This is a genomic window from Salinibaculum rarum (assembly GCF_030505615.1).
In the GTDB taxonomy this organism is placed as follows: domain Archaea; phylum Halobacteriota; class Halobacteria; order Halobacteriales; family Haloarculaceae; genus Salinibaculum; species Salinibaculum rarum.
This window is the reverse complement of sequence record NZ_CP129992.1, coordinates 1-16,788: the sequence shown is the minus strand read 5'-3', so window position 1 is coordinate 16,788 and position 16,788 is coordinate 1. Positions and strand designations below refer to the sequence as shown.

The 16,788-nt window shown below is 63.1% G+C and carries 21 protein-coding genes and 1 tRNA gene; 14 read left to right on the top strand and 8 right to left on the bottom strand.

All coding sequences use genetic code 11. The annotated features are described in order from the left end of the window. The first annotated feature begins 66 nt into the window (after nt 1-66). Genes QYL91_RS00110 through QYL91_RS00100 form a run of 3 tightly spaced genes read left to right on the top strand, consistent with a single transcriptional unit; the run spans nt 67 to nt 2,055 of the window. Nucleotides 67-1,443 (top strand): hypothetical protein, encoded by a 1,377-nt coding sequence (locus QYL91_RS00110; RefSeq protein WP_302081356.1) that lies wholly within the window; start codon nt 67-69, stop codon nt 1,441-1,443. Continuing rightward, nucleotides 1,440-1,721, top strand: coding sequence for a DUF7410 domain-containing protein (locus tag QYL91_RS00105; RefSeq protein ID WP_302081355.1), 282 nt, complete (start codon nt 1,440-1,442; stop codon nt 1,719-1,721). The genes QYL91_RS00110 and QYL91_RS00105 overlap by 4 nt, the downstream gene beginning before the upstream one ends. Nucleotides 1,722-1,770: 49 nt before the next feature. Next, nucleotides 1,771-2,055: a DNA-directed RNA polymerase subunit L gene (locus QYL91_RS00100; RefSeq protein ID WP_302081354.1), complete on the top strand. Its 285-nt coding sequence runs from the start codon at nt 1,771-1,773 to the stop codon at nt 2,053-2,055. On the opposite strand, the gene QYL91_RS00095 is transcribed toward QYL91_RS00100, so the two are convergent. Next, nucleotides 2,052-2,876, bottom strand: coding sequence for a hypothetical protein (locus QYL91_RS00095; protein ID WP_302081353.1), 825 nt, complete (start codon nt 2,874-2,876; stop codon nt 2,052-2,054). The genes QYL91_RS00100 and QYL91_RS00095 overlap by 4 nt on opposite strands. A gap of 123 nt (nt 2,877-2,999) precedes the next feature. On the opposite strand from QYL91_RS00095, the gene QYL91_RS00090 reads away from it, so the two are divergent. From QYL91_RS00090 to QYL91_RS00075, 4 genes are read left to right on the top strand one after another with little or no spacing between them, the layout of a single operon-like run. After that, a complete protein-coding gene (locus QYL91_RS00090; protein ID WP_302081352.1) occupies nt 3,000-3,359 on the top strand; it encodes a hypothetical protein in 360 nt (119 codons plus the stop codon). 2 nt (nt 3,360-3,361) lie between these two features. Next, nucleotides 3,362-4,237 carry an FAD:protein FMN transferase gene (locus QYL91_RS00085; protein WP_302081351.1) on the top strand — a complete coding sequence of 292 codons (876 nt, stop codon included), beginning with the start codon at nt 3,362-3,364 and terminating at the stop codon, nt 4,235-4,237. After that, the gene (locus QYL91_RS00080; protein WP_302081350.1) at nt 4,221-4,508 is read left to right on the top strand and encodes a hypothetical protein; all 288 of its coding nucleotides are present in this window, start codon (nt 4,221-4,223) and stop codon (nt 4,506-4,508) included. The genes QYL91_RS00085 and QYL91_RS00080 overlap by 17 nt, the downstream gene beginning before the upstream one ends. Beyond that, complete coding sequence (locus QYL91_RS00075) at nt 4,509-5,060, top strand: hypothetical protein (RefSeq protein WP_302081349.1); 552 nt, start codon at nt 4,509-4,511, stop codon at nt 5,058-5,060. Between the two features lie 55 nt (nt 5,061-5,115). On the opposite strand, the gene QYL91_RS00070 is transcribed toward QYL91_RS00075, so the two are convergent. The 3 genes from QYL91_RS00070 to hisF form a co-directional block, all read right to left on the bottom strand. After that, nucleotides 5,116-5,646, bottom strand: a complete 531-nt coding sequence (locus QYL91_RS00070; RefSeq protein ID WP_302081348.1) for a winged helix-turn-helix transcriptional regulator — start codon at nt 5,644-5,646, stop codon at nt 5,116-5,118. Between the two features lie 2 nt (nt 5,647-5,648). Beyond that, nucleotides 5,649-5,936 carry a hypothetical protein gene (locus tag QYL91_RS00065; RefSeq protein ID WP_302081347.1) on the bottom strand — a complete coding sequence of 96 codons (288 nt, stop codon included), beginning with the start codon at nt 5,934-5,936 and terminating at the stop codon, nt 5,649-5,651. A gap of 61 nt (nt 5,937-5,997) precedes the next feature. Beyond that, entirely contained in the window at nt 5,998-6,810 is an 813-nt protein-coding gene (gene hisF, locus QYL91_RS00060; RefSeq protein ID WP_302081346.1) for an imidazole glycerol phosphate synthase subunit HisF, read from the bottom strand. 100 nt (nt 6,811-6,910) lie between these two features. Here hisF and QYL91_RS00055 point away from each other — a divergent pair, with 100 nt between their 5' ends. Together QYL91_RS00055 and QYL91_RS00050 are read left to right on the top strand one after the other, a co-directional pair. Continuing rightward, the gene (locus tag QYL91_RS00055; RefSeq protein ID WP_302081345.1) at nt 6,911-7,102 is read left to right on the top strand and encodes a DUF7550 family protein; all 192 of its coding nucleotides are present in this window, start codon (nt 6,911-6,913) and stop codon (nt 7,100-7,102) included. 73 nt (nt 7,103-7,175) lie between these two features. Beyond that, a tRNA-Met gene (locus QYL91_RS00050) sits at nt 7,176-7,313 on the top strand. 234 nt (nt 7,314-7,547) lie between these two features. Here QYL91_RS00050 and QYL91_RS00045 read toward each other — a convergent pair. Beyond that, entirely contained in the window at nt 7,548-8,132 is a 585-nt protein-coding gene (locus QYL91_RS00045) for a CAP domain-containing protein (RefSeq protein WP_302081344.1), read from the bottom strand. A gap of 182 nt (nt 8,133-8,314) precedes the next feature. Here QYL91_RS00045 and QYL91_RS00040 point away from each other — a divergent pair, with 182 nt between their 5' ends. Then, nucleotides 8,315-9,637: a metallophosphoesterase gene (locus QYL91_RS00040; RefSeq protein WP_302081343.1), complete on the top strand. Its 1,323-nt coding sequence runs from the start codon at nt 8,315-8,317 to the stop codon at nt 9,635-9,637. Nucleotides 9,638-9,698: 61 nt separating this feature from the next. Here the strand turns inward: QYL91_RS00040 and QYL91_RS00035 are convergent, their stop codons facing one another. Then, nucleotides 9,699-10,265 (bottom strand): HalX domain-containing protein, encoded by a 567-nt coding sequence (locus QYL91_RS00035; RefSeq protein ID WP_302081342.1) that lies wholly within the window; start codon nt 10,263-10,265, stop codon nt 9,699-9,701. Between the two features lie 365 nt (nt 10,266-10,630). Here QYL91_RS00035 and QYL91_RS00030 point away from each other — a divergent pair, with 365 nt between their 5' ends. The 3 genes from QYL91_RS00030 (at nt 10,631) to QYL91_RS00020 (ending at nt 12,225) form a co-directional block, all read left to right on the top strand. Further along, a complete protein-coding gene (locus QYL91_RS00030; protein WP_302081341.1) occupies nt 10,631-11,056 on the top strand; it encodes a DUF8009 family protein in 426 nt (141 codons plus the stop codon). Nucleotides 11,057-11,137: 81 nt separating this feature from the next. Next, nucleotides 11,138-11,758 (top strand): ribonuclease H family protein, encoded by a 621-nt coding sequence (locus tag QYL91_RS00025; protein ID WP_302081340.1) that lies wholly within the window; start codon nt 11,138-11,140, stop codon nt 11,756-11,758. Between the two features lie 212 nt (nt 11,759-11,970). Continuing rightward, entirely contained in the window at nt 11,971-12,225 is a 255-nt protein-coding gene (locus QYL91_RS00020) for a DUF8015 family protein (protein ID WP_302081339.1), read from the top strand. Nucleotides 12,226-12,267: 42 nt separating this feature from the next. On the opposite strand, the gene QYL91_RS00015 is transcribed toward QYL91_RS00020, so the two are convergent. After that, complete coding sequence (locus QYL91_RS00015) at nt 12,268-14,523, bottom strand: NADP-dependent malic enzyme (RefSeq protein WP_302081338.1); 2,256 nt, start codon at nt 14,521-14,523, stop codon at nt 12,268-12,270. A 119-nt stretch (nt 14,524-14,642) separates the two neighbouring features. On the opposite strand from QYL91_RS00015, the gene QYL91_RS00010 reads away from it, so the two are divergent. Further along, a complete protein-coding gene (locus QYL91_RS00010; RefSeq protein WP_302081337.1) occupies nt 14,643-15,152 on the top strand; it encodes a COX15/CtaA family protein in 510 nt (169 codons plus the stop codon). 70 nt (nt 15,153-15,222) lie between these two features. Here QYL91_RS00010 and QYL91_RS00005 read toward each other — a convergent pair whose 3' ends face one another. Then, a complete protein-coding gene (locus QYL91_RS00005; protein WP_302081336.1) occupies nt 15,223-16,713 on the bottom strand; it encodes a replication factor C large subunit in 1,491 nt (496 codons plus the stop codon). Between the last annotated feature and the right edge of the window lie 75 nt (nt 16,714-16,788).

The following is a 16,788-nucleotide window of genomic DNA, read 5'->3' as shown; positions in this document are numbered from 1 at the left end:
CCCCGACGTGGTTGGCCCCGTCGTCGCTTCGGAACATACTCGGCGGTACCGACCTAACTGCCATCGATGACAGCGCGCTGTCGCCGACTCGCGTGGTCTCTCCTCGTCGCTGTCGGCGGCCTGTTCGCGTTCTCGGGGCCTGCACTCGCCCACGGCGGCAGCCTCGGGTCTGCCGGGAGACAGACTGTGACCGTCCCGACGTGGCTCGTGTTGCTGACCGGCGGCGCGGCCGTCGGCGCGTCCTTCTTGCTCGCCAGTTTCGTCACCGACCGCCGACTCGTCCGCGACATCGAGTCCTGGACGCGTCCCCTGCTTTCCTCCGGGCCGATGCTTCGAGTGGTCGCCGGGCTGGTTCGTATCCTCGGTGTCGTCCTCCTCGCTGTGACGATTGCTGTCGGCCTCGTCGGTCCACAGCAGCCCCTTGCCAACTTCGGACTGTTGTTCGTCTGGGTCGGCTGGTGGGCCGGGTTCACGATGACGACCTATCTTCTGGGTAACGCCTGGCCCGCGCTGAACCCCTGGCGGACCGTCGCCGCGCTTCTCCCGACGTTGGACCGCTCGTACCCTGACGGACTCGGTGTCTGGCCGGCGACGGGCGCGCTGCTCGCGCTCGTCTGGGTCGAGGTGGCGAGTCCAATCGCCGACGTGCCGGCCGTTCTGGTCGGCGTCATCGTGACATACTCGCTTGTCACCCTCGCCGGTGCCGTCGTCTTCGGTCCCGAGACGTGGTTCGCTCGCGCCGACCCCGTCTCGCGTGTCTTCGACCACTACGGCCACGTCGCAACGCTCCAGCACGACGGCGACGGACTGGCCGCTCGCGTCCCCGGCGAGGCGCTTCGTGACCTCTCGTTGACGACCCGCAGCGAGGTGGCGTTCGTCGTCGCCCTGCTGTGGGTGACGACCTTCGACGGCTTTGTCGCGACGCCGGCCTGGACCACCATCGTCGACGTGGCGACGCCGACGGTTCCGCTGGTCGCACTCTACCCGCTCGCCTTGGTGGCCGGCTTTGGGCTCTTTCTCGCTGCCTTCTACGGGGCCGCCCGCGCGAGCAGGCGGACGGCCGACACCTACCTGACAGCGGCGACGCTCGCTCGGCGATTTGCGCCGTCGCTGCTCGCTATCGCCGCCGGCTATCACCTCGCTCACTATCTGGGCTATTTCCTCTCTTTGCTCCCCGCGCTGGCGGCCGTGGCCACAGCGCCGCTGTCGCCGCCGGCGGAGGTGACGCTGCTCGTCCTGCCGGGCTGGTTCGAGACGGTCGGCATGGTCACCATCCTGCTCGGGCACTTGCTCGCCATCTGGGTCGCCCACGGCACGGCCTACGCCATCTTCCCCGGTCGCCTACAGGCTATCCGTAGCCAGTATCCGTTCATTCTGGTGATGGTCTGCTATACGATGACGAGCCTGTGGATTATCGCCCAACCGGAGGTGCCGCCACCGTGACCGCCACCGATGGAGGCGACTCCGCCGATGACCTCGAATACGCCGACGCGCCCGATGCCGTCGTCTGTGAGTACTGTGGGGCCCCCTTCGCTGACGAGGAGTTGCGCGCACTGCACCGGGGCCATGCCCACTCCGACGCGCTCACTGACGACCAGCGCGCGGCCTTCGAAGCGGCCTACCAGGACGAGCAGGCCGAGATACGGCAGTTCCGACTGAAGGCGCTGGGACTACTCGTCCTGTTGTACTTCGTTTTCCTGATGGGCTATGCGCTCGTCTGACGTGGCCCGACCGTAAGGTTCAGGTGCGCGAACGGCCGAACGGTAGGGTATGGAACTGCGGGTCATCGAGAAAGAGGACACGATGCTGTCTATCGAAATCGCCGGCGAGGACCACACCTTCATGAACGTCCTGAAAGGGGCGCTACTGGAGACCGATGGTGTCAACGCCGCAACGTACGACGTCAACCCTGAGCAGTCGGGTGGACAGACCGAGCCGATTCTGACGGTCAAAACCGAGTCCGACGTGGACGCACTCGACGCACTCGAAGACGGCGCAGACCGCGTCATCGACAAATCAAACGGCTTCCGCGACGCGTTCGAGGCCGCGGTCTAACAGACAATCTGTGTCAGAAAGACCGTCCCGTCGGGCGCCGTATGGACGTCCATGCCGACGGTCGTGGTCGACGCAGCGCTGATTTTACTGTCGGCAAACTGTTTCGAGGCGAAGGCCGACCCGAGCGCGTCTCCCGACGTGTAGTTGCCGCCCCGGACCGTGTACGATTCGAGGGTGAATCCGCTCTGGCAACTGTCGCCGACGAGTTCGGCGATGTGGTCCCGTGACGGGAGTGACCCGTCGCCGTACTCGCTTTTGACCAGCCGCCGGTTCGTGTATTCGGCCACCTCGTCGAGCCGGTCGTTACGGGAGATGCGGCCGTCGCTGGCGTTTGCCCGCGCGTCGTTGACGCTGTCGAGATACGCCGTCTCCACGTTCGTGAGGTTCATGCTCCCTGCCGTGTCTGGGTCACCCGGGACGTTCTCGACCTCGGGTACTTCGTTGCCAAATCCAGGCACGTCTAGGACGCCGGTGAGGCCGCCGAGGAACACGCCCGCGAGTACGAGCACGACGACGAGGCCGAGGACGTATCGTGGCGTCAGCAAATCGAGGTAGCTCGGCACCGAGAGTTCGTCGTCGTCGACGCGCTGTTCCTCCCTGACGAGTTTGTGGTTTCCGCACCGACTACACGGCGGCGAGTGTTTCGTGTGGGTCCGGCCACACTCCGTGCAGACCCAGACTGTCGTCGATTCCAGAGCGCCGTCGTCGGCGAGGTCGGTCCGTCGAACCACTGCTTTCTCGAACGCTCCGTGCCCACAGTTGTCACACGGTGGGTCGTTCTCTTCGTGGGGTTTCCCACACCATTCACACCGCCAGTCCATTGGGACGAGCTAGGGCACAAACCCGCAAGTATGTACCGTTCGCTGGACCATTCGAGGACTGGACGACGATTCGATTGGTGGACGCGAACGGCCTTTAGACTCCGCTGGTGACTGCCAGTCGAGATGCGACTCCCGATTCCACGCAGTCGACTCACTCAGTTGACGCTCGTCGGTGCGATACTGACAGCCGCCGTCGCGGCTGGCCTGCTCGCTCCCGGCGTGTTCGGCATCGACCAGCAGACTGGCGGTGGCACCACCGCTGACCTCGGCGCCGATGCACCGACACCGAACGACGATTTCAGCCCGTCTGTCGCCGATGGCGGTGAGGAGGACGAGTACGAAGAACACGACGAGTACGAGGAGGACGACGAGGATGACGAGGACGAAGACGAGGAGTACGAAGACGAGGAGTACGAAGCGTACGACCGCATCGGCTCTTCCGTTCCGAGCAGTAGTGACGTGGCCCCGACCGGAGGAAACTGACGATGGCCGGTCGGCTGGCAGCCGTCGTTGCTCGCCTCGGAACCGCCACGACGGACTTCGACTGCTGTGATACCTCCTTCACTATCGAGGTCAACGGGCCGGGTGCAGACCGGGCGCTCGAACGCGCCGAGCGAACGGCCCGGGACCTGGAAGCACAGCTCGATGCGTTCCGGGACGGCAGTGCCGTCTCCCGTCTCAACAAGCAGGGGAGCGTCGACAACGAACACGTCGCTCGCCTCCTCGAGCGAGCGCTCGAAATCCACGACCGGACCGGTGGTGCCTTTGACGTTCGACGCGGGCAACTCGAACACTCGCTCAAAGAGTATCTACGCGGCGATGCCGACACTCCGCCGGAGCCGACAGAGTCCGGCTACGCCAGCGTCTCTATCGAGGGAACCACGGTCGAGACGACCGCTCCACTCGACCTCAACGGCCTCGCCAAGGGATACATCGTCGACGAGGTACACGCGGTTGCGGACGGCTTCGGCCGGACTGCCTTCGTCAGCGGCGGCGGCGACATGACGCCACCGCCCGGTGTCGTCGGCGTCGAGAGTCCGTGGGACACTGGCTCGCACCTGACCCATCTCGAGACGGACTGGGCGGTGGCGACGTCGGGCGGCTATCGCCGGGAGCGCTCGGGCCACGACCACATCTACGACCCACGCGACGCTGCCGTCGGCGGCGAACACGACCTCGTGACGGTCCTCGCAGCACGCGACTGCACGACTGCGGACGCGCTCGCGACGACCCTCTCGGCACTTCCCCACACGGAGGCACTCGCCCTCGCCGACGGGTGGGACGGCATCGAAGCACTGCTCGTCACGGATGGCGTCTTCAGACGAACCGCCGGCTTCGAGGGCCATGTCGCGACAGCGTGACGCGGTGGTGACGGTGGTCGCCTTCCTCGTCATCGCGGCGACGGTGCCGTCAGTGCTCGCTCTCGCTGACGTCCGCGAACGGCAGGCCACCGACCAGCAACGACAGGCTCTCGTCGACGACCAGGTCACTGAGCGACAGGCAGCAACCGACTACGACGGGGACGGCATCTCCGATGGCGCCGACGCCTGTCCGACGCGGCCCGAAACCGACAACGGGTATCAGGACAGCGACGGCTGTCCGGATGTCGTCGCGACGACGGGGGCGTCGTAGATGGAACTGGTCTGGTATCTCGACCGCGCGACGGCGCTCGTGGCCTACCCGGCGCTGTATCTGGCCGTCCTGAGTGGCATCTTCTACAACACCGAGCAGTTTGCGAGCCTCCATCGGGCGGCCCGGCGGGTCCACATCGAAGTGTCGGTACTCGCGATGCTCGTGACGCTCGCGCACGGACTGCTGGGAGTTCTCGACACCTATCTCGTCGCGTCCGGGCAGGTCCCACAGCCGAGCTACTCGCTCGAGTATCTCCTCGTCGGCGTCGCTGTCGGAGCCGGCGCGTTACTCTTGGTGGTCGTTGCGGTGCTCGGATTCCTGTCGCCACACCGATTCGACAGCCCGTGGGGACCGACCGTGGTCCACGCGTTTGCCTACGCCGGATTCGCTTTTGCGACCATCCACGCTGCTGCTGTCGGGACCGACGTCGTGTCGCTCCTGTCGCCGCTCTGCGCTGCGTCACTCGCCTTTCTCGGCTACGTCCTCCTGTTGCGGTTGCTCGTGTCCGTCCGCCCCGCCCTGTTTCCGGACCCCGCTGGCGACCGGACCTGACTTCTCTCGTGGATTTTCCCTGCTCGGGCGAGGTATTCGAGACGGAAACGCCGGTTTAGTACGCCTCGAAAAGGTCGAACAGCTGGTCGACGAGCCTGTCGGTAAACGAGCCGCGATACACCGTGTAGAGATACTGGACGCGGTCGGCGTCGCTCACCTCGTAGTAGACCTCTCGCCCGTCACGCTCTTTTTCGACGAGGCCGGCGTCGACCAGATTCGAGAGGTGCCAGGAGATTGTCGACGGTGACTTTTCGAGTCGGTCCCCGAGTTCCGTCGTCGTCAGCGGCCCCTCGCTGACGAGGTAGGCGAGAATCCGCCGGGCGATGGTTCGACGCAGCGCGTCCAGGACCGCACGGTCGCTCTCGTCGAACGACCCCGCCGGAAAATACCGGGTGTACTCCTCGCCGTCGCGAACGTCCAGCAGTGACTCGTCTGCCAGCCAGTGGAGGTGATACTGGAGTGTGCCCTTGGCAACGTCGAGTTCCTCGAACAGCGCCCGGAAATGAATCCCCGGCGTATCGAGGATGTGCTGGTAGATTGTCCGCCGTGTCTCCAGTTCCAGATTGTCGGGGATGTCCTCGCTCATCGTCACTCGCCAAGGGCGACAAAGAACGCCAGCAAGCCGACGAGAATCAGGACTGCCGACGCGTGTTCGAGCAATTCGACGGTCTCGTAGCTGAGTATTCCCATGATGAAATACTCGAGAAAGACCACGAGACCGTAGATGCTAAACAGCGCGTAGGCAGCCGTCACGGTGAGCAGTCGCCTGTCGCGCTCGCGACGATACGCAATCCAGCTCAACGCCGCCAGTGCAAACCCGACGATGAAGATGCCGAGACTGATGAACTGTTCTAGCTGCTGGGCCAGTGTCGCCATGCGTCTCTGTTCGATATTCCACTCCCACGTCGAAAAGGCGTTGTCGTCCAGCCGTCGAATCCTACAGTCGAACCGGAATCCCGCGCTCGTGGAGATACTGTTTCGTCTCCTCGATCGAGTACTCGTCGAAGTGGAAGATAGACGCGGCGAGTGCGGCGTCTGCGTCTGCCTCGGTGAACACCTCGTAGGCGTCTTCGGGCTCACCACAGCCGGAGGAGGCGATGACCGGTGTCGAGACGGCGTCACAGACGGCCTTCATCAGCGGGATGTCGTAGCCGTCCTTGGTGCCGTCGGCGTCGATGGAGTTGACGAAGAGTTCGCCGGCACCGCGCTTTTCGGCCTCCTTGGCCCACGCGACCACGTCGATGCCGGTCCCCTCGCGGCCGCCCTTGACGGTGCATTCGAACCAGCACGACTCCCCGTCGACGTCGGCGTAGTACTCGCCGTCCTCGTCGAACCGCCGGCGTGCGTCGACGGAGATGACGATACACTGGTTACCAAAGGCGCGCGCCCCTTCCTCGATGAGGTCGGGATTTTTCAGCGCGCCGGTGTTGATAGAGACTTTGTCGGCGCCGGCACGCAGTGTCTCTTTGATGTCCTCGCGCGTGCGGATGCCACCGCCGACGGTAAGCGGGATAAACACCTCGTCGGCGACGGCCGAGACGGTGTCGAGCATCGTCTCGCGGCCCTCGGCGGAGGCGGTGATGTCCAGGAAGACGAACTCGTCGGCGCCGGCCTCGTTGTAGCGTTTGGCCATCTCGACGGGGTCGCCGGTGTATTTCAGATCCTCAAAATTCGTCCCCGTGTAGACTGCCGCGTTCCCCTCGTCGTCGACGTCGACGTCGATACAGGGGATGATTCGCTTCGTGAGCACGTACAACCTCTTCGAGCGACGCGCGTTTGACCGTTTCGGGTCCGGTCAATTTCCGTCCGACTCCGATACACCGAAGTACGGGCCACGCGAACTGCCGACTATGACAGACGACCACCACGACGAGGAGCGCCCAGAGTACGACCCGGCGTCGCCAGCACCGCCAGACCGAGAGCCGCCACTCCGGAGTACGGCACCGCAAGGTGACTTTACCATGGGACAGGTCGGCTTCGGCTTTGTCGTCTTGCTCGTCGGACTACTCGTCACGTTCGGTCTGCCACTCGCACTCGCGTGAGTCGGTAACACACCGCCGTCTGGCGACTCGAGATGGGAAGGTTAAAGAAACATAGTCTGCAATCACCGAGTGCGCCCGGGTGGCTTAGCTGGACATAGCGCCGCACTCATAGGGTTTCACACACACGCGGCACCGCTCCGGCATTCCCGCGAGGTTTCGGCCTCGCACCTGGGATATGCGGAGATCGAGGGTTCGGAGCCCTCCCCGGGCATTCTACCGCTGCCACGAACCTTGTGCGAGTGGCGACACCGGAGAATGCCGGTGGTGGGCGGAGAACCCGGGAGGGTCTGTGCGAACGCCAGTGAGCACAGACGAGGCAAATCGCGTTCGATTTGCCGTTGTTCGAGCCCTCCCCGGGCATTTCTACGGAACCGCGAACGGAGAGAGTGGTGACGCTGTGGTCCGGGCCGACAGTGAAGTGTCCGGGTACTGCAGTCCTGACTGTTCAGCAGTAGGCTGCGGTCACATACACGTAGTTGTCTGCACTCGTTTCGACGCCAACCCCGATTCGAGTGGAAACCGGATCCAGGATCTTTGTTCTGGCTTGTGACTCCTGTCGCCACTCCTGTATCACCCGTTGTGCAGCTGCATCGAGCTCGTCCACCCGAGAGAGCCGAGTGATCGTAATATCCGCACCGCAGTTCGTCTTCTTCCTGACCCGTTCCGATGCTGACGCACCTCCGACACTGGTCTGTAACGTACCAGCTGCAGCCATCGCCTCAGAGTGCTGACGACACCCCTCCTGGTAAAGCGGTTCCCACCGGAGTTTCTCCTCGTCGTTCTCTGTGCGATACTCGTTTACCTGTTCTCTAATAGCCGTCTCCAGTCCAATGCGACTGAAAACCAGGCTGGAGCTACCCGAACCCGCCGTCGAGCCAGCAGGCTCAGCCGACGTTGTCTCTCCAGTATCACCCTCTCCCTCTGGGGCCGATTCTGAATCTGGGATGGGAAGTTCCTCAGTACATCCGGCGAGACCAGCACTGACAGCACCACTCAACCCGAGCAACACCTGCCGCCGTCTCAGGTCCATGCGCGGTAGCACATGCGCCGGAGAAATGTAAGTTATGACATGTTGAGACAACATCACCATCGCGTCTCGAAGACGTCGAGGCTGGAAATTTCCCCCTATTAGACAGCATCCCTCGGAATGCGTGAAACGGACAGAACAGCGTACCGGCAAGGATTTTAGCACTCGGAACGGTGCCCGAGACAGTGACAGACGACGCCGACGAGAGGGTGTATTACGTCATCAGCGACTTGCACGTCGGTGGTGACGAGCAACTCGAGGAAGTCGAGTTCCTAGACGAGTTACTCCAGTTTCTCCGCCGGCTCGAAACGACCGAGGAAAACGCCGAGTTACTCATCAACGGTGATGCGTTCGGACTCTGGGAGTTTACCACCGTCGAGGGCATGGAAAAGTTCGACGTCCTCGAGGAGTCCTACCCGGACCTGTTCGACCAGCTCCGCAAGACCGGCGAGAACGTCGATATTACGCTGTTGCCGGGCAACCACGACCACGAACTCGCCGCCTACGACGAGTACGTCGACCGCCTCGCCGAGTACAACGTCGACCTCGTCCAGGAGGGGTCGGTTTCGCGACCCGTCGGTGACAAGGCGATACACGTCGAACACGGCCACCAGCAGGACCCCAACAACCGAATCGAGGACTGGGGCAATCCCCACGCGACGCCGCTTGGCTACTTCTACAACACGCTCGTGACCAGCCGAGCGGGCAAGCTGTCAGACCGCGGCCGATACAACTGGCTCAAGGACGTCCAGGCGGTCACGCCGACCGAACGGATGCCGGTCTGGCTGTTCTCGAAGTACTTCTACAGGGAGATGAATCCCGTTCTCAGGTACTCGCTGGTCCCGTTTCTCCTGCTGTTCAATATCAGCGTTCTGCTGGCGATTCTGGCGGGGCTGGACCTGGCCGGCATCTGGTCGATGCCCGTCGACCGCACCACGGCGTTTCTCGGCCAGTTTGGCAGAGCGGGGACTGTCATCTGGTTTCTGCTGGCAATCAACGTCGTCGTCGCCGGTCTACTGCTGCTCGTGGGGATTCCGTTGTACTTCATCCGTCGGGACATCCGGAAGACGATTGCGCGATTTGGCATCTTCGAGACTACGCTGACTGTCGACCCGGAGAAGGCCTACGAGACGGCGGCCCGCGACGTCTTCAGTGAGAACCCGGAGACGGTGGTGTTCTGTTATGGCCACACCCACCGACCGGGGGTCAAGAAGATAGACGGCGGGGCACTGGTCAACTCTGGAACGTGGCTCAAGCGACTGCACCGCCGCGACGGTATCATCGGCGTGCTCCCGCCGGTGTTCTATCCCTCGTATCAACTTCCCGCAGTCCGTATCGAAGCGGCCGACGACGGCGTGGCAGTCGAGTTCAGCACGATGTCCAAGCCCAGCCCTGCGACCGAGGAGCTGACACTCACCGAGCGACTGTTCACGACCGGCCGGGAACCCGATACGGAACTCCCCGAGCGGGTCGTCATCGACCAGAACGGCAGTGCAGAAACAGAGTGAGTTCTCTCGGCCGGGATTGCCACCGTACCGGCCGTGAAAGTGTTCAGCCGGGACAGAGAGTCTATCCGTCGGGAAAGTCCTGAAACAGCGAGTCGAAGTCGTCGTCGTCAAAACTGGTGACGGCCATGTCCGCTTCCGCTTCGAGTTCCTCGACGCGTTCGACCATCCGCTGGTACTCCTCGCTGTTTTCGAGTTCCGATGGGGTCTTCTCGGCTTCGAGCGTGGCCTTCTTCGACGTGAGCGCGAAGTACTGCTGGAGCGTCTCGTCGTAGCCGTCGCGTTCGTACATCGTCTCGACAGCGTCGCTCAAGTCCTCGTGCATCACCGGCTTGGTGAGGTAGTCGTCGAACCCCATCTCGAGGATGTCAAAGTCCGGGTCGACGGCTGTCACCATCACGACTCTGCAATCGAGGTCCTGCTCGCGGATGCGCTCGAGTACTTCGTCGCCCGAGTAGGCGGGCATCTGCCGGTCGAGGAACACGATGTCGACGTCGCTGTCGACCTTTTCGAGGGCCTCCTCGCCGCCGTATGCGGTCCGAACATCGTGGTCCGTCTCCAGCCAGGTGGTATAGAGGTCCGCGATGTCGTGTTCGTCGTCGACGACCAGAATCGTCTGTTCGTCAGTCATAGACTCTCTAGCGGTCTCCATTATCTCTTTTTCCCCACCGTGAAACACTATCACAAAATTTCTGGTGGGGCGTATTTACATCTATCTTGTCCAGTATCGTCTCTGATTTTCGATGCACGCGATACCACGTATCACGCCACACGGTTGACAGAGCGACGCTTCCGGCTTGCCTGTCGAGCCCACGGAGAGCCCGCTTCCGCTCTGGGTTTGCGGCCGTCGTCTCCAGCACCCAGCTGTCGTCCCCAGTCACCATACGCCAGGGTTTTGTCCCGACTGATTAAACACCATCGGCCGATTCGGAGACGGGGTCGAACTCGCCGGCGGCGCTCCAGAATCGTCTTGAACGTTCATCCCATATTCGAAGTATGTCGACAGAGTCGGACCCCGGGGCGCTCAGGTCGATCGCCGTGACAGCAGAGGACGTGGTCACCGCAGCGGAGACCAACCGGACGAGCGAGCGGACAGCTGTCCTCCGCGTGACGCCTCCCTTTAGCGGCCGGATGCGCGCCCGGTTGCACGTCTGTCTCGACGACACCGAAGAGCCCGCCGCGATTCACATTCCCCCGACGCAACTCCTTGCAGACGAGACGCCAGCGTATCCGCGGCCATCTGCCACAGAGGACGAACTGCGCTCTGACCCGGACGCAGAGTACACCGTCGAGCGCCACCGCGAGTACCACGAGACGGCGGTCCGGGAGTGGCGAGAGGCGGTCCGGAACGGCATCGTCGAGTCGGTCACCCTCGAGACGGCGGCCGGGCCACACGAGGTAACCGTCCACGTCCTCGACTAACCGGCCGATTCGTGCCCGGGCGTCGAACACTGGCGCCCAATTCTGGACAATATATTTAATCCCCCCACACCAACAGAAGGTATGGCCGCATACGGCCGGCCGTCACTACGAGACCTGTTCGACGAGTCGCCGACGCCACACATCGCGCATCCCCCGCGGACCCACCACCGGGACTTCTATCTCGCCACAGATGGTTCGTTCAGAGACTCCGGTGGCGGTCTCGGCGTCGTCATCGAAACCCGAGACGGCGAGCGCGTCGCCCGGCTCTCGGTGCCCAACCAGGCGCCCGACAACAACGTCGCTGAGTACCGTGCGCTTCATCTCGGACTCGACGTGCTGGCTGCACGAACGCCAGCAGACACGCGTGTCGGCGTCCTCATCGACCACGACCAACTCGCCGGGAACGTCAACGCCTCGGTACTCGCGACGGAGACACGCTACGACTCCCCACACGAAGTGTCCGTTCCGAACCAGACCGGACTCCACTGGCGTGGCATCCGTGCCCGACTCCACGGCTTCGAGCAGGTCCGGGCCGCTCGTATCGCCAGCGACCGCAACCCCGCTCATCCCCTCGCAAACGCACCCGAACAGTACGCACACGTTAATCACGAACCGGACCGGTGTATCCTTCCGGAAGCGCCGGTCGCTGCCGAACGTATTCCCCCGCCCTCCCGCTCGAACCGCGGCGGCGCAAGCGACTGACTGACGACTCTTCTCGCTTTTCGATTCCCGCTGACACTGGTAGTCCACGATGAGGCACCTGTGTCTGCCGGTTATGCTGAAAAATTCAATTTATAACTTATGCCAAAGTAACAAAGATGGGCAATAAAAACCTCTAAAACGTTCGGAAAACTGTATCAGCGAAATATTTTAGTGTGCATCTCGCGTATTTTCTGATAGGAGGTGAGCAGCCAATGGCAGTACGTCGTAACCCAGGACGTATCGGCACGAAGAGACCGCGCCGGTGGCCCTTCGGGGAGGTGTCGTGGTACGACCTGCTGTTGGCCGTGATTCCGCTCGGATTCGCGCTGGCGTTTGTCGCACACGTCATGACGACGATGCCGTTCCTGGTCGCCGTCGCCACCGGTGCTGTCGTCGGGCTGGTGGCGGTCGTCGACGCGCTGTTCGTCCACCCTCCGACGAGAAATCCGCCCCGCTCGTCCCGATAACCGGTCCTTTTCTGTGCGAATCCGCCAAAAGAGAGTGCGTCGCTAGTCCTGTTCCTGTGCGTCGACCACTGCGACACCAGCCAGGTTGACGATGTCTTTGACCTCGTCACCGCGCTGGAGGACGTGGACGGGTTCGTCCATGCCGACGAGCATCGGCCCGATAGCTTCGGCCCCGCCGAGCCGCTGGAGCAGTTTGTATCCGATGTTGCCCGCTTCGAGGTTCGGGAAGACCAGAATGTTCGCGGGGTCTTCGAGTTCGGAGAAACTGTAGGTGTCGTTCATAATGTCCTCGACGACAGCGGTGTCGGCCTGCATCTCCCCGTCGACCGGAAAGTCAACTTCGGGGTCGGCCCGCAGCTGGTCGGCGGCTTTCCTGACCTTCCGGGTCCCGGCGTTTTCGACACTGCCGAAATCAGAGTACGACAGGAGCGCGGCGCGTGGCTCGACGTTGAACCGGCGGGCCAGTTCCGCGGTGTGTTTGGTAATCTCCGAGAGGACCTCCTGTGTGGGGTCCTGGTTGACCGTCGCGTCGACACAGAAGATGACGCGATTTTTGAACGTGAGCATGTAGACACCGGCGGCGTAGTCGGCGTCTTCGGCGGTACCGACGACCCGCAGTGGCGGCCGGAGTGCGGAGGGGTAGTGGTGCATCAGCCCGGTCAACATCGCGTCGGCGTCGCCCATCTCGACCATGACGCTGCCAAGATAGTTGCCGTCGCGGATGAGTTCGTCCGCCTCACGTCGGGTGAGTCCCTTCCGCTGGCGGAGTTCGTACAGCCGCTCCGCGTAGGGGTCGAGACTCGACTCGTCCGGGTCGACGATTTCGGGCTCGAAACTCAGTCCGAGTCGCTCCATCTCCTCCCAGATAACTTCCCGGTCGCCGATGAGAATCGGCTGTGCGATACCCTGGTCGATGAGTTGGTACGCCGCACGAATCATCTTCTCGTCGTCGCCCTCGGCGAGCACGACCCGCTTGGGGTCGTTCTTTGCCTTGTTGAGCACGACCCGCATCATCTCGCGGGATTTGCCGAGTCGGGCTTCGAGCTGTTCGGCGTAGTCCTCGAGGTCGAGTTCCCGCCGTGCCGCGCCACTTTCCATCGCCGCGCGGGCGACAGCAGGTGCGACTTCGAAGAGTACTCGCGGGTCGAGCGGTTTCGGGATGATATATTCGGGTCCGAACTGGAGTGGCTGGTCGCCGTAGGCCTTGACGACGGCGTCGGGAACGTCTTCACGCGAGAGCGTCGCCAGCGCCTCGGCGGCGGCGACTTTCATCTCCTCGTTGATTTCGGTGGCGCGGGCGTCGAGTGCCCCCCGGAAGATGAAGGGAAAGCCCAGCACGTTGTTGACCTGGTTCGGGTAGTCAGACCGACCGGTCGCGACGATGACCGTGTCGTCGCGGGCGTTTTTCGCCTGGTGATAGTCGATTTCCGGGTCTGGGTTTGCCATCGCGAAGATGATGGGGTTGTCGCCCATCGCCCGGACCATGTCCTCGTCGACGAGGCCACCGATGGAGAGGCCGACGAACACGTCGGCACCCTCCATCGCGTCCGCGAGGTCACCCTCGGGCACGTCACGGGCAAACTCCTGTTTGAACTCGTTGACGTCGCCCTCCTCGGCCCGCTGTTCGGTGATGATGCCACTGGAGTCACACATCGTGATGTTCTCCCGGGAGGCACCCAGCGAGACGTAAAACCGGGCGGTAGCGATGGCACTCGCGCCCGCACCGGAGAAGACGATGTCCAGGTCAGCGAGTTCCTTCCCGGAGATGTCGACGGCGTTGAGCAACGCGGCCCCGGAGATGATGGCGGTGCCGTGCTGGTCGTCGTGGAAGACGGGGATGTCCATCTCCTCGCGGAGCCGCTCTTCCACCTCGAAACACTCCGGCGCCTTGATGTCTTCTAAGTTGATGCCCCCGAAGGTCGGCTCCATCGCGCTGATGGAGGTGACCATCTCCTCGGCGCTGTCCTGGTCGAGTTCGATGTCGAACACGTCGATGTCGGCAAAGCGCTTGAAGAGGACCCCCTTCCCCTCCATGACTGGCTTCGATGCCGACGGGCCGATGTCGCCGAGTCCGAGGACTGCCGAGCCGTTCGAGGCGACCCCGACGAGGTTCCCCTTGGCAGTGTAGGAGTAGGCCTCTCCCTCGTCGTCCCGAATGGCACGACACGGCGCGGCGACGCCCGGCGAGTACGCGAGGCTCAGGTCCCGTTGTGTGTTCGTCGGCTTCGTTGTCGATATCTCTATCTTCCCGGGCGGTTCTTCCCGGTGGTAGTCGAGTGAGTCATCATCAAGTCCCATAGTAACTTCCTCCCGGGCCGCCACAAAAAGCCCATCGGACAGAAGTACGTCGTCAGTCGAACTTTTCGGTGATGGTCGGAATAGCGGGGTTGATATGGGTGCAGTCCCGAGCGTGGAATATGAAGCTATCCTTTCGCCACCTCGCAGCGGTGACGACAGGGCTGGCGTTCTCGCTTATCCTGCTCGGTGTGTACACCGGTGCGATGGGCGCGGGACTCGCCTGTGCCGGTCGATGGCCGCTCTGTGACGGTTGGCTCGGGCTCTTCCCGGCGAACTGGCCTAGCTTTATCGAGTGGTTCCACCGCTTCGTCGCGATGATTGCCGGCTTTTTCATCCTCGGTGTCGGAATCAGCGCCTGGCGTAAGGGCCGGAACCGCTGGATTCGCTACGCGTCGGCCGTCGCAGTCGTCGTCCTCCCCGTGCAGGTCCTGCTCGGTGCAAACACCATCTTCAACTTCGGTGTGGTTGCGCAGGTCCTCCACCACGCCGCGGCATTGCTCATCCTCACCGCGCTGACGGTGACGACGACGCTGGCGTTCGTCGACAGTGACAGTCCCGCTGCGTCGACTGGTGACACTGCGACAGCAGGAACCGGCTCTGACGAGCGCGCACGCAGCACCGACGACTGACTGACACTGTCGTCCACAGGAATGATGGCTTGCGGTCCGCGTGAGTGACCGGCCTGTCGGTCCGAGATTCCTACATAAAGTCCGAGAGCCCCGCCTGGGAGTCGTCGTCCGCTGCTGACTCCGAGTCGGCAGATTCGTCTTCGTCGTCTGTTTCCGCAGAATCGCCGCCGAGGGTCACCTGCTGCTCACTCTCGTTGTCGCTGTCATCCGGCTCTGGGTCACTCTCGGTCTCCGAAATCGACGCTCCGGAACTACTACCCTCGAAGGCACCGTCGGTGTGTTCGGTCGCCGCCTCCTCGCGGAGTTGCTCTGCGTCCTCGACTATCGACTGGACCTTGTTGGTGTCTTTGCCACTGCCGGTGACAAAGGAGACGTGTTCGGCATCCAGTTCGTAGCGGGCGGCCATCGCGACGGTCAACTCCCGGTTCTTGCAGTGGTGGGTCATCACCGAGAGGTGGGGCATAATCTCCCGGCGGGCCGTACTCATCGAGACGCCGTTTGACTCGGCGATTTGCTGGGCGATGTAGTCGCGTTTGTCCCGTGTCCCCCGCGTGCGACCGAGTTTCGACCAGTAACTCGGCGGGCCATAGCGGGTCCACCCACTCTTTTTGCCGTCGCGAGCGGCCGCGACCCCCGCGGTCATGTTGTCCCCGGCATAGCGCCAAAACGAGTAGTTCTGTGTCGCGCGCACCCGGCCGAGCCATCGGTCGGCGTCGGCCAGATAGCCGTACGCGCGGGCCAGTTCCCGCCCCTCGTAGTCTTTGGGCATGTTGTCCTCTATCCAGTTGATGAGGTCGTCGGGCGTCTCGTCGACGTCGTAGGACGCCTCCAGAGCCTCCTGTGGACCGGCCGTCTTGATGACCGTATCGAGGTAGTCGAAGACACCCTCGGTCGTGTCGCGCTCGCCGCTGACGACGTCGTCGGCGGTGAGGCGGTCCTTCCCGTCGGCCTGGGCCTGCAGGTCCTTGATTGCGCCACGGAGGTCGCCGCTGTTCATCTGGGCGATAGATTCGAGCGCCTCGTCCTCGAACTCGATGCCCTCCTTCCGGCACACGTCCCGGAGGACCGGGAGAATCGACCGTTTGGACACGTCCCGGAACTCGATGTCCTGGCAAGCGTTCCGGACGCCGTTGGACATCTCGTAAAAGTCGTTGGCGATGAGAATCATCGGCTGCCCGGCTTCCTTGACGAGGCTGGTGACCGCCCGGGACCCGCCCCGGTCGGCGTTCCCGTGGATGTTGTCGGCCTCGTCCATGATGACGACCCTGCGCCCGTCCCCGCCGGCGGTGAGGGTGCCTGACTTTGCGGCCTCGCCGGCCACCCGCTCGATGACGTCTTTCGTCCGCGTGTCGCTGGCGTTGAACTCGATGGTCGGCCAGCCCATGTCGCTTGCCAGCGCGTGGGCGGCCGAGGTTTTCCCGACGCCAGGTGACCCGTACAGGATGACCGCTTCGCGGTGGTCGTCCCACGTCTCGGCCCACTGTTTCAGGGCGTCACGGGCCTTGTCGTTGCCCCGCACCTCCGAGAGCGTCGAGGGGCGGTACTTTTCGGTCCAATCCATTACCGAAAGACAGGACAGTCGCGCGTTTAGTGGTTGCGGAGACTTCGACTCGGTGGCTGGTGTCGCCTGTCTCCG